Origin of the sequence: Sediminitomix flava (genome assembly GCF_003149185.1) — a bacterium.
Taxonomy (GTDB): domain Bacteria; phylum Bacteroidota; class Bacteroidia; order Cytophagales; family Flammeovirgaceae; genus Sediminitomix; species Sediminitomix flava.
Map to the genome: position 1 here is coordinate 795,265 of NZ_QGDO01000002.1, position 15,326 is coordinate 810,590.

9 protein-coding genes are annotated in these 15,326 nt (G+C 35.8%); 3 read left to right on the forward strand and 6 right to left on the reverse strand.

Annotated features, from left to right (window positions below):
• Positions 1 to 316: 316 nt before the first annotated feature.
• The 3 genes from BC781_RS10370 to BC781_RS10380 all read left to right on the forward strand — a co-directional run bounded on the left by BC781_RS10370 (position 317) and on the right by BC781_RS10380 (position 3,751).
• Positions 317 to 712 carry a hypothetical protein gene (locus BC781_RS10370; RefSeq protein ID WP_109617283.1) on the forward strand — a complete coding sequence of 132 codons (396 nt, stop codon included), beginning with the start codon at positions 317 to 319 and terminating at the stop codon, positions 710 to 712.
• 75 nt (positions 713 to 787) lie between these two features.
• Positions 788 to 2,110 carry an alpha/beta hydrolase gene (locus BC781_RS10375; protein ID WP_109617285.1) on the forward strand — a complete coding sequence of 441 codons (1,323 nt, stop codon included), beginning with the start codon at positions 788 to 790 and terminating at the stop codon, positions 2,108 to 2,110.
• 246 nt (positions 2,111 to 2,356) lie between these two features.
• The gene (locus tag BC781_RS10380; protein WP_211323721.1) at positions 2,357 to 3,751 is read left to right on the forward strand and encodes a hypothetical protein; all 1,395 of its coding nucleotides are present in this window, start codon (positions 2,357 to 2,359) and stop codon (positions 3,749 to 3,751) included.
• 59 nt (positions 3,752 to 3,810) lie between these two features.
• On the opposite strand, the gene BC781_RS10385 is transcribed toward BC781_RS10380, so the two are convergent.
• The 6 genes from BC781_RS10385 to BC781_RS10410 form a co-directional block, all read right to left on the reverse strand.
• Complete coding sequence (locus BC781_RS10385) at positions 3,811 to 5,952, reverse strand: endonuclease/exonuclease/phosphatase family protein (RefSeq protein ID WP_109617290.1); 2,142 nt, start codon at positions 5,950 to 5,952, stop codon at positions 3,811 to 3,813.
• 302 nt (positions 5,953 to 6,254) lie between these two features.
• Complete coding sequence (locus tag BC781_RS10390; RefSeq protein WP_146201668.1) at positions 6,255 to 7,403, reverse strand: hypothetical protein; 1,149 nt, start codon at positions 7,401 to 7,403, stop codon at positions 6,255 to 6,257.
• Positions 7,404 to 7,436: 33 nt separating this feature from the next.
• Positions 7,437 to 10,019: a TonB-dependent receptor gene (locus tag BC781_RS10395; RefSeq protein WP_109617294.1), complete on the reverse strand. Its 2,583-nt coding sequence runs from the start codon at positions 10,017 to 10,019 to the stop codon at positions 7,437 to 7,439.
• Between the two features lie 372 nt (positions 10,020 to 10,391).
• Positions 10,392 to 12,323: a molecular chaperone DnaK gene (dnaK, locus tag BC781_RS10400; protein ID WP_109617297.1), complete on the reverse strand. Its 1,932-nt coding sequence runs from the start codon at positions 12,321 to 12,323 to the stop codon at positions 10,392 to 10,394.
• A 319-nt stretch (positions 12,324 to 12,642) separates the two neighbouring features.
• Positions 12,643 to 14,349 (reverse strand): glutamine--tRNA ligase/YqeY domain fusion protein, encoded by a 1,707-nt coding sequence (locus BC781_RS10405; RefSeq protein WP_109617299.1) that lies wholly within the window; start codon positions 14,347 to 14,349, stop codon positions 12,643 to 12,645.
• Between the two features lie 178 nt (positions 14,350 to 14,527).
• Positions 14,528 to 15,241 carry an NUDIX hydrolase gene (locus tag BC781_RS10410; protein ID WP_109617301.1) on the reverse strand — a complete coding sequence of 238 codons (714 nt, stop codon included), beginning with the start codon at positions 15,239 to 15,241 and terminating at the stop codon, positions 14,528 to 14,530.
• Positions 15,242 to 15,326: the final 85 nt, after the last annotated feature.

The following is a 15,326-nucleotide window of genomic DNA, read 5'->3' on the forward strand; positions in this document are numbered from 1 at the left end:
TTCCACCTTATATAACAGGATTTAATTGAGAATTGTTATAATTCTATTTATTTCTACTACCCGTTTCATCTCTTCATAGCCAATGTTTATCTCGCCTTTTAATTCACTTATCGAAAATAAGATTGCGTTCACCTAATACAACAGCATCTCTAGGATATCTTCTCTACATTAGATTTATAGCTTAATTCACCTATCAAGATATTAAGCAGGATATTTAAGGATTATTTGGTTTAATTGTTACAATGAGAGCTCACTCGATTCGAGATGAGTTCTTTTGTTTTAAAAGGTTTATACTTTTAAAATCCCCTTTTATCCAATGAAAGACATTTTATTTCTCATCACTCTCATTCTCGTATCAACTCTCTATTCTTGTAAAACAGACTTCGTTTATCTAAATCAACCTCAAACTGAAAACCTGTTATATAATCATTGGGTAGAAACACCTTCTCCTAATTCACAAAGTTATACGATTTACCAACCTCGACCTTATTCTTACAGAAAGGCTCATTATTTGAATGCTATAGAAATATTGGAAGCTAACGAGTTTACAGCCTACCAATACCTAAAAGACAGCAATGAAGTGAAAGAAAAAGGTACTTGGACCATCATTTTACCCAATACTTTACTTCTAAACTTTGACTCTGACTCAATCTCAAATCAAAAACTCCACTTATTATTTATAAATCAGAAAGAAATGCATATTGAAAAATAGGGAATTCGTTTTTTTGTTTGGTTCAAATATTAGATATTTAGATAAACTTCTAAATATGTATTCAAATTTTTTATCATGAACTCAATAAAAACCCTAAAATTAGTAATGCTTATTGCCTTTACATTTGGACTTGGAAACAGCGCCTTTTCACAAGATATTCACCTACAGAAAGCCAAAGCTTTTTCAGACGCTTATTTCAATCAGAATTTCGAGAAAGCGACCGAAGACTTTTCGCCAACTATTTTAGCCCAAATGCCTGCCGAAAAACTAGGAATGGTAGCACAACAATTACAAATGCAAGTGGGAAAACTAAAAAATAGAGGAGACATTTGGGATAAAAAAGAAGGTGATTTCACTTCTACATTTGAACCCTTATTTTTTGAAAATGCTACTTTAGACCTGAAACTGGCATTCGATAATGAAAATAAAATACAAGGCTTATTCTTTGTTCCTCATACTAAAAAAGAGCTTGAACTTGTCAACAACGAAACTTTCAGTGAACAAGAAATTGAAGTTAAAACAGGTGAATTTTCGCTTAGAGGAATTCTTAGTTTGCCCAAAAAGCAAAGTAAAGTGCCCGTTGTAATTTTGGTTCATGGCTCTGGTCCGAATGATATGGATGAAACCATTGGTCAGAATACCGTCTTCAAAGATTTGGCATACGGCTTCGCTCAACATGGGATTGCAACGCTGAGGTACGATAAAAGAACTAAAGTTTATGGCAGTAGTCCAAAGCTAAAGCTTGATGAATTAACTCTTGAAGAAGAAACCATTGAAGATGCTTTATCTGCAGTAGAATTAGCAAAATCCAACCAATCAATTGATCCAAATCAAGTTTATGTAGTTGGTCATAGTTTAGGGGCTATGGCTGCGCCTAAAATTGCAACATCTACAGATAAAGTATCGGGAATAGTAATGCTTGCAGGAAATGCTAGACCACTTCAAGATTTACTCGTTGAACAATATGAGCATATTTTAGGAGCTGATGGCACAATAGATGAAGGAGAACAAATTTTTGTCAAAGACTTGAAAAAGCAAATTGCAAATCTGGAAAAGCTAGATGATAACGAATTTACTCGTCAGCAACTTCCTTTGGGACTTTCCTCTAGTTATTGGAAATACTTAGTTAAATACGATCAAGTGGAAACAGCAAAAAAGCTTAAACTACCTATTCTGATCCTTCAAGGAGAGAGAGACTATCAAGTCACTATGGAAGATTATTCCATTTGGAAAAATCAATTACAAGATGGCGAAAACGTTAAATTTAAATCATACCCAAAACTCAACCATCTCCTTATGGAAGGGGAAGGAATAAGTTACCCAGAAGAGTATAAAATAAAAGGAGAAGTTGCTCAATATGTAATAGATGACATCAGCGATTGGATAATAAATAGGTAAACAGAATACCAATTAAACTCAAAGAGCTTGAAGTAATTTCAAGCTCTTTTTTTTATCGTAAATATTAAATATTTGGCAATTTTATAATTTATTGTTTAAATTTTCATATTACTATAACCTGACATCACTATAATCAGAATACAATTCAATTCTTAAACTCTGATGAATCAACTAAACGAGTTGGTCTACCTTTACCAACAGTCGAAGACTAAAACTATTGATCCCTTTGTCCCAAAAGGATCAAAAATGTACTTACTTTTTAAAGGGATTTTAGACAATACCATAAAAACAGATGAAGAAGCCGCCAAATTAATTTATGATACTGATAAGAGTGATAAGCGTTATTTAATGCTCAAGAAGAATCTCAATAAAAGATTAACTCGATTTATTCTGACCTCTACGCCTATCGAATTTGACACCGAATTATACACCAATATTTCATTCGAATGTCAACAAGAGATTGTCGTCGTCAAATTGCTCCTAAATAACAATATATACCACAATGCAGAAAAGGTATTATGGAGAGTTATTCGGAAAGCTGAGAAGTTTGAACTAAACAATATTCTTTTAGACTGCTACCAATGCTTAACCCGAATTTATTCCATACAAGGAGAGGTTTCACAGTTAGAACAGGCACAAGAAAAAGTTGAACATTATCAACACAAACATAACTGTGAGCAAAAATACCTTCGTCATTTGGAATTGCTTCAGGCTATGAATAAATGGAATAAAGGGTATTCTTTTGAGTTGGCCTCACAAGCCATGTCTTTTACAAAATCCATTAAGAAAAGCTGTGAAGTAAAATCTTCAATTCACTGTACGTATTACTACGAGAGTATCAATGTTTATGCAGCCTATCACCAAACAGATATTGATGCTTTAGAGCAACACCTTAAGAATATCAAGACCATTTTTGAGGAAAACCATTTCATGGCAATTCCAGAACATCAATTGATCTATTACCTGTTTAGCTTAAGATGCAGTTTGATGAAGGGAGATATTTCTAATGCATTTTTATTATTAGAACAATGCCTTGAACTTACCGATTATGATGCATTTAATAAATATGAAGTTCAAGACCTACACTTTGAACTGCTACTCAAAACAGGTGACTATGAGAAGGCGCTAGAAGTACTTAATGAGGTTTATGCAACAGACCATTTCAGTATGCTTAGTCCTAAAGATCAAAGTGCATGGGGGTTAAGAAAAACTTATCTACACATATTTTCTGATCTTGAATTTTCTGATGAAGAAATTCAAAATGCAATTAACATTGATCAGCTTACTGAAAATTGCAAGCCAAACAATAAAGATAAAAGAGGCTACAACCTTCAGTTAACCATCATATCTTATTTGGTAAGAAGTATTTTCACAGAGGAAGAGTTGGATGGTAATAGTTTAAAAATGTATATACAGCGTTACCTTAAGCAAAGCTCCGACCAAAGGAGTTTAGTTTTTTTACGCTATGTAATCAAATACTTCCAACGTAAAAAATCAGACAAAGATAGTCTTCTATTTATGCAAGAACAGTTCGAGAGAGAAATGCCAAATGGCTATTCAATCGTAGAACTTTTCCCATATGAATATCTTTTTGACTACCTTCTTTTCCCTAAAGAAAAAGAAAACTTACTAACCACATAAAAAAAGTGCTGACACACCAAACGGCGTGCAGCACTTTACTCATCTTCCTCAATTTTATTTTATGCCTTTATTTTTAGGCTTCTTACTTCTCCATTTAGCTCATATTTTATGATATAAACTTGGTCATTCTGAAGTTCTTTTTCAGAAACTAGAACCCTTTGTTTTGGAGCTAAATCCAATTCTCTTTCTAATACCTTCTGAGCATTGAGGTAGTATAAAACTACATTCATCAGCCCTCTTGTTTTTGATAAAGATTCGACAAAAAGCTGATTATTTGAGATTGAAAAAGTAAACTCATCAGCATCTCTTAAATCAATTCCTGTTATTTTATCTTCTTCTTTATCATTATCCTTTAGCACAAGCTCGAAAGTCAAGTCTCCTTCCATGTATTGAAGATCACTTATTGCTCTCACAGTAATTTCAGCAGTTGCCTCTTCTTCTATTTCATTATCATCAGTGAGAGTAATGATCACTTCTGCTTTTTTATTATTCTTTTTGATGAAGACAGAATCTTGACTCAAACTCAAACCAAAATCTTCTTTAAATGGAATTTCAAATGTAAAACCAATCTCTGTTCGAACATATTGAGTAGATTCCAACAATAATTTTAATTGATCATCCTTCCCTTCTTCTAATTCTAAAGATGAAAGGCTTACTTTTATCTGAGGTAAATCTTCAACGGTTAAGACTTGTGAGTTTTCACCGTAAAATAATACATCTTCACTACTCACTGAAGCAGTCCATTTTTCAGTTCCTTCTACCTCATCATCTCTTTGAATTGTCAAGAAAATCGTATCTGACAAAACTCCTTGTGTGATTTCAAAACTTTCTTTCGAAAGTGTATAATCAGCGTCTGCTAGTCCTTCACCTGTAATTTCTAAAGGGACTGATACATTCTCATCCTGTACAGAATGAAGTCGTACGACATATGCTACTTCTGTTTCCTCCGTTTCATTTCCAGCTTTAGTAGAAGAAGAAAAATATCCAATCTTTTGAACTGTTTCATTCATAGAAAGTAGCAACAATTGCGGGTCATGATCAGATATATTTCCAACTTCACTTTCTGTAAAATAAGGTGATTCTACACTCACAAACTCGTCTAAAAGTTCATCAGAAATTGAGAAATGGTCAATTCCATCATTTTGTCCTCCAGCATAAAAATACGCTTGCTCCTCATACCATCCCCATCTCTTTGGTCCTTCAGCGCCATTGTAGGTAGCATTATTATAATCACCTAGTATAATTACATTATTTGTTGGGTATTTTTCTTGAAGTTTATTGTATAGGTAATTTGCATCAGCTTGTCTTCGCTCAGTTCCATTACTACAACATTTGAAATGTAGATTTACCAAGACCAATTCTTTGGTAACACCGTCAACTGTCACATCGGCCTCCATGACTAAAGGCAGCCTTCCTGATGACATGAAAGAATGTCCACTCCCATCATAGTTTGGCAGTTCATATTCAGAATCTGAAATAAAGTTTTCTTCAAATAGGTTATAACTCTTTTTTAGGCTAACATTTTCAGTTTTATAAACAAAGGCTGTTTTCTGCGCAGGAAAATCCTCATCATCACCTTTCCAGCTAAATGAATGTCTTGCACTATAAAATCCTGCCCATTGAATTTCACTTTTATCATTCAAACGATCTAATAAAAGTTGTAAATTATCTCCTCTAATACCATCTACAACTACTTCTTGAAGCGCATAAATATCCGCATCCATTCTCAAGATTTGGGAAGCTGTAGCTCTCAACTGCCACTCTTTAGAATCAGTGCTTCTAGACTTATCTTCAGCACCTAACCATTCAACATTCCAAGTCACGACTTTTACACCCACATCTTCACCTTCCCCTAGCATCGGAATTTCATGTGATCCTTGTTCAGATGTCCATTCGGTATCCGAATACTGGAAAATCTCATTCTTTTGCTTTACTCCTCCCTCATAATATTTGTAAGATACTTCTACTCGATCACCATCTTGAGCAGAGTCAAAACGAGCATCTAAAATAAAAGCGATTTTCTGACGAACCCAGATACTATCTAATTCTGAATTAAAAGAAAAGTTATCATAATATCCGTCACCTACCATTTCGTAATCAGCCTCAACGAGTGTGTAAGACACTGGAGTACTCGCTTGAATACATGAAATCGAAGTAATGAATAATAAAAATGGAATATAAAAGTGTAATAGCTTCTTCATTGTCGTACTGGTTTAGATAAAAAATGCCAGTAAAAATTACTGGCACTTAGATAATTCAATTCTTAATCTGCTGCGAATAAAAATTATTGAGCAGGGCTAGCTTTTGGGGAGATACCTATCTACTAACACCTATATAATGAGTGAACAACACTCAAAAAATCTCCTTACTCAGCTCGCCCTGCTTAAATCATTAAGCAATAATACATTCCTATCTTCAGGTTGTATTTGGACTTAATGTGTAATCTATTGTTGCTTCTAATCCTTCAATGAAGAGGTCTCCATTGAAGGATTTTAAAAGGCTTTTATTTTACATCTTCTTGCCAAACTCCACCTACTCTGATCACACGGATTTTATCAATTCCGTTAGAACCGTTGTAGTAAGCATAAGTAACAATGTATGGCTGATCGTCTGTTGCGTCATAATTAGTATCCAAGATATAACCAATCATTTCAACAAGCTCTGCCTCATTCTTAGGAGATACATCGTTTGCTCTAGTATCAAAGTTTTGATATTGAGATGTAGCATCAGAAAGATCGTAATCAGCACTTCCCAAAGTTAACTTGATTGCGTTATCAGCCTCCCAAGTACTTGCAGTAAAGTCTTCTTTATTTTCAATGAAACTCAAAACTTCTGTAACAGCACCTACTGAAGTTGCCTCCCCCCAAGCTTGTCCATCAAAACGAGCTACAAAGTAATAATCATTAGTAAAGACGATACAAGCATAATTTCCAGCCGCATAACCATGATCCAATACTAGAGAAGAAATACCTTCGTGAGCATCGTCCAAATTAGAGAAGTTGTTATACTTTTCAGACACTGGTAAAAGATCATACATCTCGTCTGTAAATGTTACTGTATCACTTGGAGCGTAATCTAACAATTCTGTTTCTCCTTCAGCTGTTACACTGAAGAAACGAACATCTCTGTTACCGTATACTGTGTACATTACTGTTTGCTCAGAACCAGTTTCCCACCAGTCTTCATACGCAGCTTTATCCGTCAAGAAAACAGGCAGTTTAAACTCAGCCTCATCAATAGAGCTAAAGTTTGAATATGACTCACCCATTCTTGAATAATCATCAGGGCTTAACTCATAAGCATTCTCCTTGTCTTTAGATACTGATGAATAGAAGTCATAAGTAACAGACAATTCTTGATCTGCATTACCATAGAATCTTTTATTTAAGATCTCTGGCAAAAACTCTTCTGGTAAAGCTGAAGAAGAAAAGTTCTTATATTTTTGAACATTTTCATTAGAAGATAATGCATAATCTTCATCAGTAAGTGTATAAGAATCAGGAGCTAAATCACGAGCATATTTATACTCAGTTGCTTTAGTATTTTCCTCAGATTGAATATCTAGTTCATCTTTAATATCCTCCATTGGATCACATCCAAATAATGCGGACATCGCGAAGAAAGCAACTAGGCTTATATATTTAGTTTTCATTATTTCTGAATTTATAAAAGGTTACAATTTAGATTAGAATCTGATAGAAAGAGAAGTAGACCAAGTTCTTCCGAAACCATAGTATACTCTTGCCGATTGCCAGTCATTTCCAGAACCGTTTTGAGCATCAGCAACATACTCTGTATCGAACAGGTTATTTACCTTTCCTAAAAGTTTCGCATCTAATCCACCAATTTTAAACTTGTAGCTCATACTCAAGTCGAACAAGTTTACATCTGGCATTTGCCAAGCTTCTGCAGTACCTTCAGCTCTTTTCTCCGCTAATTCAGCCTCAGATAGTGGATTTGAAGTCAAGTTTGCTGCGACATCAAAGTCAGCGTAGTTTTGACCAAAGTAGTTGTAATCAAATCCTACTTTAAATCCTTTCATCAATTCATAGCTCACACCTAAGGCAGCTGTTGTTTGAGCAGCATTACCCACTCTAGTACCCTCTCTAAAGATGTTTACAAATCCTGCTGATTCTCCATTAGATAAAATAACTTCTCTGTTCTCGATGTTATTTCCCCATCTCCAATCACCAAGAGATACCATACCAGTTACGTTCATTTTTTGAACTGGCTTAGCAGTCAATTCTAATTCAACCCCTTGGTGAATTGCATTTACACCAGTGATATTTACAAACTCATCAATTTCTTGAGATTGGATTCTCTCAGCTTGAGCTTTATCCATCCAATGCGTTCTATAAACATTCACATTTGCATTCAAGTATGGTGACTTGAAACCATAACCTAATTCAGCTGAAAAGATCTTTTCATTCTCAGCATCAACAAACGCGTTATTTTGGAATCCAGAGAATGCAACATCAAAAATTGGCGCTTTTTCAAAATAACCTAAGTTCATAAATACATTATGATTTTCAGTCAAGTTGTAGTTTGCACCACCTTTTGCCATATAACCTAAGTATTGAACCCAGTCAGACTGTTGAATAGGATCTGAATCTTCATATCTGAAGTAATCAGTTCTTCTATATCCTGTTTGAGATACTGATGCTGCAAAAAATGCAGATAATGCATCCAACTCATACTCAGCTTGTCCGAATAGTCCTAACCAGCTTACTTCACCATCGTTATTGTAGTCAATAATATCACCTACTTTAGCAAGTTTTGTTGGGTTATTGATATCGTTATCATCTGCTACATACTGACCACCTAATAGATCAACAACTTCTCTGTAGTGCTCACCTTTATAATATCTCAAATCAAGACCTCCTGTGATTGTCAAGTTTGATGCTAGTTCAGTATTTAAAGATGAAAGGATTCCATACCAATTGTGGTTATTTCTTGAAGCTCTAATGACAGCATCAGAACCTTTTGCTCCATTTGCAATATTTTCTTGAACAATTTTATCAAAGTCAATTTGTCCATTGATCTTGTACTCATCTGAGTAGAATTTACTACTTCCTGATCCAAATGCTCCTGTACCACCACCTTGTGCAAAAGATACATAAGCTGATGTTGAAATATCTGTTCTGTCTGAAACAGTCCAGTAGTGATTCAATGAAATTTGAGGCTTATGATAAAAATTTCTTCTTAAGCTAAACTCTTCACCATTCTTGTATCCCCAGTCTGAGTTATATCTCGTTCCAAAGTTTGGATCTTCAAAAACAGAAATTGATTGTTGAGTTGATCTTTGATCATGCTCTTGAGGCGCACCAAAAGCAGTAAATGACAATTGGTGGTTCATATTGATTCTCTTAGAGATATTTACAAAGTATGACCATCCTTCAAAAGCCGTAGCATCGATGTATCCATCACCAGTAGTGTGAGATCCTGATACAGTCATTGCCCAGCCATTCTCATTTAATCCTGTAGAAGCTGTAAATGCTTTTTTCTGATATCCATTATTACCAACACCGTAGAATACCTTTCCTCCTTGCTCAGCATCCGTAGTTTTTGTTAGGATGTTAATTGTACCACCAATAGAAGGTACAGCTACTTTAGCTGCTCCAAGTCCTCTTTGTACTTGCATAGTACGAGTTACATCTGAAAGACCAGCCCAGTTTGACCAGTATACACGACCATTTTCCATATCGTTTACTGGTACACCATTAATCATTACAGCTACATTTTCTGAGTTGAAACCACGAATGTTCACACGTGCATCACCCCATCCACCACCAGATTTGGTAGCGTAGATACCAGGAGTAGATTTTAAGATTTCAGGAAACTCTTGAGTACCAAGTTTTTCTTCAATCAACTCTGGTTTAATAGTAGAAACAGCAACTGGTGTTTTACGATCAATTGCTACAGATGCGAGTACTTCTACCTCTGCTAGACCAATGACATCAGTCTTCAAATAAATCTCCCCTAAATCTATTTTACTTAATTCTGCAGGATTAACACTTACAGTCTTCTCCTGTTTTGTCATTCCCACAGAAGAAATTTGAATTGTTATCTGTCCAGATTGACTAGTTTGAAGCGTAAATCTTCCTTCAAGATCTGTTGACGCTCCAATTGTAGTTCCTTTAATTACTACTGAAGCACCAATAATTGCTTCGCCAGTTCCTTCTTCCAATACCAAGCCTGTGATACTTGCATTTTGCGCAAATAGATTATGCGTCAAAAAGATTAGAAAAAGTGTGATAAATCTTTTCATCAGTTAGAAAAAGTTATTTAGTCTTTAAGAATAAATTGAATTTCATTTGAAAACATTGCAAAACTAAACAGCCTTTAACGCTGATTCAATAACACTTACTCACCAATAGTAAAACAACAAAAAACAATAAGATTGACACTAAACCTCATCTCAAACAATCTATTCAAGCACAAAAAAACAAGTGTATTCAATGTTATGCAGTAACAGTTTTACGTCAATAGTAAAATCTAAAAAGTATTAATGAATATAAATTTTTTGTTAACTGAATTAACTATTCTGCGAAAAAACAGAAATAATACAATAAAAAAAGCAGCTAGTATATACATACTAGCTGCTTATTACTTTTATAAGTAAACTTTATGAAAATTCGAATTAGTTTTTCACCTCTTCAAAATCTACATCAGTTACATCATCATCTTTGTCAGAAGAAGCACCTGCGCCATTAGCACCTGCACCACCTGCTGCTGCATTTGGATCAGCACCAGGAGCACCTTCAGCACCACTAGCTTGGTACATCTCTTGAGAAGCTGCTTGCCATGCTGCATTCAATGATTCCATAGCAGTATCAATTTTAGCAAGATCTTGAGATTTGTGTGCTTCTTTCAATTCGTTCAAAGCAGACTCAATAGCTGTTTTGTTACCTTCTGAAAGTTTGTCACCAAATTCTTTCAATTGCTTCTCTGTTTGGAAAATCAAAGCATCAGCTTCGTTGATTTTCTCAACTCTTTCTTTAGCTGTTTTATCAGCCTCTTCGTTAGCTTTCGCTTCTTGCTTCATTTTCTCGATTTCCTCGTCAGTCAAACCTGAAGAAGCTTCGATACGGATTTTTTGCTCTTTGTTTGTTGCTTTGTCTTTAGCAAGTACATGCAAAATACCGTTAGCATCAATATCGAACGTTACTTCAATTTGAGGCACACCTCTTGGTGCTGGTGGAATTCCATCTAAGTGGAAACGACCAATTGTTTTGTTATCGTTAGCCATCGGACGCTCACCTTGAAGAACGTGAATCTCTACTGAAGGCTGGTTATCAGCTGCAGTTGAGAATGTTTGTGACTTCTTCGAAGGAATTGTAGTGTTTGCCTCGATCAATTTAGTGAATACACCACCCATTGTTTCGATACCCAATGAAAGTGGAGTAACATCAAGAAGCAATACGTCTTTTACTTCACCTGTCAATACACCACCTTGGATAGAAGCACCAATTGCAACTACTTCATCAGGGTTAACACCTTTAGAAGGCTTCTTACCGAAGAACTTCTCTACTTCCTCTTGTACTTTAGGGATACGAGTAGAACCACCTACCAAGATTACTTCATCGATATCTGAAGCAGAAAGACCTGCATCGCTCAAGGCTTTTCTACATGGCTCCATTGATCTTCTGATCAATGAGTCAGATAGTTGCTCGAACATTGCTCTTGAAAGTGATTTTACTAAGTGTTGAGGCACACCGTCAACTGGCATAATATAAGGCAAGTTGATTTCAGCATTAGAACCTGAAGAAAGCTCAATTTTAGCTTTTTCAGCTGCTTCTTTCAAACGTTGCAATGCCATTGGGTCTTTTCTTAGGTCGATTGTTGGGAAGTCTTTTTGGAACTCCTCTGCCAACCAGTCGATGATTACTTTATCGAAGTCATCTCCACCAAGGTGAGTATCACCATTTGTAGAAAGTACTTCAAATACACCATCACCTAATTCCAATACTGAAATATCGAAAGTACCACCACCAAGGTCAAATACTGCGATTTTCTTGTCAGAATCCGCTTTATCCATTCCGTATGCCAAAGCTGCTGCTGTTGGCTCGTTGATGATACGTTTTACTGTCAAACCAGCAATCTCACCTGCTTCTTTTGTTGCTTGTCTTTCAGCATCGTTAAAGTAAGCTGGTACAGTTACTACTGCTTCTGTAACTTCAGTTCCCAAGTAGTCTTCAGCAGTTTTCTTCATTTTTTGAAGAATGATTGCAGAAATCTCTTGTGGAGTATATAATTTGTCGTCAATCTTTACACGTGGAGTATCGTTTGGACCTGCTTCAACGCCATAAGCAACTTGTCCAATCTCGTTGTTTGCTTCAGAATATTTTTTACCCATAAAACGTTTTACTGAAGCAACCGTTTTTGTAGGGTTTGTAATCGCCTGACGTTTTGCTGGATCTCCAACTTTTCTTTCTCCGTTATCCAAGAAACCAACAATTGAAGGAGTCGTTCTTCTACCTTCTGAGTTAGGGATTACAACTGGCTCGTTACCTTCCATTACGGCAACGCATGAGTTGGTAGTTCCTAAGTCGATACCAATAATTTTTCCCATGATTAATTAAGCGTTATATAAAGTGAATATTTTAAATCTAAACAAAGTATCCTATTCAGATACATGGACTCCTAGAACAAGGCACGTGCCAATAGAAAAAAAACTTTTTTTTGTGTCATAATGTCATCGCTCATTCAATAGCTGTCAGACATCATGAATCATCGACATTCAATTTGTCAGTTTTTAATTTCTAACTATTGTTCAATTCTGACTTAATAGATTAAAATCTTTACCGTATGCCAAAACACATTTTCTATGGAAATGAAAAAAGCCTCCTTAAATAATTAAGGAGGCTATCATTCTTTACTCTAAAAAGTAATTATTTTTTCTTTGCCCAGCTATCTCTCAAACCTACTGTACGGTTAAAGATCAACTTCTCGGCTGTGCTATCTTTATCTACATTGAAGTAACCCATTCTTTGGAATTGGAAACTATCTAATGGTTTTACCTCTGCAAGACTAGGCTCAATCTTCGCGTTTGAAATGACTGTCAAAGAATCAGGATTCAAGAAGTCTTTAAAATCTTTCTCTTTGTGTCCGTCAGGAGCTTCATCATTAAATAAACGATCATAAAGGCGAACTTCTGCATCTAAAGCATGAGCTGCTGACACCCAATGTAGCGTACCTTTCACTTTACGTTGTGAAGCTTCTGTTCCACTTCCTGAACGGCTATCTGCATCATAGGTACAGTGAATTTCTGTAATGTTTCCATCAGCATCTTTCACTACAGACTCTCCTTTGATGATATAAGCATTTTTCAGACGAACTTCTTTACCTAATGTCAGACGGAAGAATTTACGGTTAGCTTCTTCCTTAAAGTCTTCACGTTCGATGTAAAGAACTTTACTGAATGGTACTTTTCTACTTCCAGAATTTTCATCTTCTGGGTTATTTTCAGCATCCAACCACTCTTCTTCTCCTTCTGGGTAATTATCAATCACCAATTTCACAGGATCAAGAACTGCCATTACACGGTCTGCCACTTTATTCAAATGTTCACGAACAGAGAACTCTAGTAAAGCAACATCAATTACATTTTCACGACGACCTACACCAATTGTTTTTGCAAAGTTACGAATTGACTCTGGCGTATATCCGCGACGACGCAAACCTGAAATTGTAGGCATACGAGGATCATCCCATCCTGATACAGCTCCAATTTCTACCAATTGCATCAACTTACGCTTAGACATTACAGTATAGCTCAAGTTCAAACGTGCAAATTCTCTTTGCGAAGGTTTGATTCCTCCATCATAAATTTGCTCCAAGAACCACTCATACAATGGTCTGTGTACTTCAAACTCAAGTGTACAAATAGAGTTTGTAATTCCTTCAATATAATCTGATTGTCCGTGAGCATAATCATACATTGGATAAATATGCCATTTATCTCCTGTACGGTGATGACTCTTATTTATGATACGGTACATTAAAGGATCACGCATATGCATGTTTGGAGAAGCCATATCAATTTTGGCACGAAGAACAGCAGCTCCTTCTGGTAGTTCACCATTCTTCATTTTCTCAAACATTGCTAAGTTTTCCTCAACAGGTCGGTCACGGAACGGACTTGCTGTACCTGCAACCGTAGGTGTTCCTTTTTGTGATGCAATTACTTCTGCAGACTGCTCGTCTACATAAGCTTTACCATCTTTGATCAATTTGACAGCCCAAGTGTAGAGCTGATCAAAATAATCAGAAGTATATTTTACATCTCCATCCCATTGGAATCCTAGCCATTTCACATCTTCTTTAATGGCATCTACATATTCCTGTTCTTCTTTAGATGGATTGGTATCGTCAAAACGAAGGTTACATTTTGCCTGGTACTTCTGAGCCAATCCGAAGTTCAAACAAATAGACTTCGCATGTCCGATATGCAAATATCCATTAGGTTCTGGAGGGAAACGAGTATGTACTACCCCACCATGTTTTCCTTCTTTGAGTTCGTCTTCAATGATCGACTCAATAAAATTCAGCGAACTATTATTTTCTTCTGCTGAATGATTTGTCTCATTATGGCTCATATGCAAAAATTTAAAACTGTGATCTGCAAAATTAGAAATTACAACCTAAAGCTTTACTGATCATTGGCACTTTTTTTCCTCAATTTTGGCAGTACCACCTCAATACAAAAGCTTTTAAAATAAAAAACCGTCTCTTCTGTAAAAAGAGACGGCTAAAGACAATTTTTTTTCAGATTTCTTACTGACCAAATGCCATTGATTTCAATTCGAAGTTGAAACCTGCTTGAACAAGTTCATCATACTTGTCTGGGATGAAAGTATAATAATAGGCTCCTTTTTTAGAAACACCTTTTTGTTTTTCATCCAATTTGATCAAAAGATTTGTAGCCAATATCTTTTTACGGAAGTTACGTTTATCAAACTGCTTCTGGTGAATTGCTTCATAAAGCGATTGCAGTTCTGGCAAAGTAAATTTCTCAGCCAATAACTCGAATCCGATAGGTTGGTATCTTGATTTTCTTCTCAATTTACCCCAAGATTTCTGTATCATGTCTTCATGGTCAAACATCAATCGAGGTAAATCTGTAATAGGGAACCAAGCAGCCTGCTTATCTTCTAAAACGGCCTGGTCATATAGGTCAGCTTTTACCAAAGCATAATATACAATTGAAACTACACGGTCAGTAGGATCACGATCAACTTCTCCAAAAATGGAAAGTTGTTCCATATAAATATTATCTAGTCCCGTTTGTTTCTTCAATACACGGGAAGCCGCTTCATCCAATGATTCCCCTGCATGCAAGAACCCTGTCGCTAAACCCCAAGCACCTTTGTATGGATCCTGCTTTCTTCTTGACAAAAGAACTTTTAGCGTTCCTTTCTCATATCCGAAGATCACACAATCTAATGCTAATAACGGTCTGTAGGCACTTTCATAATATAAATTGCTCATAGGGATTTCTTTTATCTAGAGAGTAGTTTAATCTATAGAGTTTCGAATGCAAATATAACAAATACCCAAGCAAACTTAGAGGTCA

Excerpts from the sequence above, each read along its gene's own strand:
- BC781_RS10370 (WP_109617283.1), top strand. The coding sequence starts at position 317 with ATGAAAGACATTTTATTTCTCATCACTCTCATTCTCGTATCAACTCTC.
- BC781_RS10375 (WP_109617285.1), top strand. The coding sequence starts at position 788 with ATGAACTCAATAAAAACCCTAAAATTAGTAATGCTTATTGCCTTTACA.
- BC781_RS10380 (WP_211323721.1), top strand. The coding sequence starts at position 2,357 with ATGTACTTACTTTTTAAAGGGATTTTAGACAATACCATAAAAACAGAT.
- BC781_RS10385 (WP_109617290.1), bottom strand. The coding sequence starts at position 5,952 with ATGAAGAAGCTATTACACTTTTATATTCCATTTTTATTATTCATTACT.
- BC781_RS10390 (WP_146201668.1), bottom strand. The coding sequence starts at position 7,403 with ATGAAAACTAAATATATAAGCCTAGTTGCTTTCTTCGCGATGTCCGCA.
- BC781_RS10395 (WP_109617294.1), bottom strand. The coding sequence starts at position 10,019 with ATGAAAAGATTTATCACACTTTTTCTAATCTTTTTGACGCATAATCTA.
- dnaK (WP_109617297.1), bottom strand. The coding sequence starts at position 12,323 with ATGGGAAAAATTATTGGTATCGACTTAGGAACTACCAACTCATGCGTT.
- BC781_RS10405 (WP_109617299.1), bottom strand. The coding sequence starts at position 14,349 with ATGAGCCATAATGAGACAAATCATTCAGCAGAAGAAAATAATAGTTCG.
- BC781_RS10410 (WP_109617301.1), bottom strand. The coding sequence starts at position 15,241 with ATGAGCAATTTATATTATGAAAGTGCCTACAGACCGTTATTAGCATTA.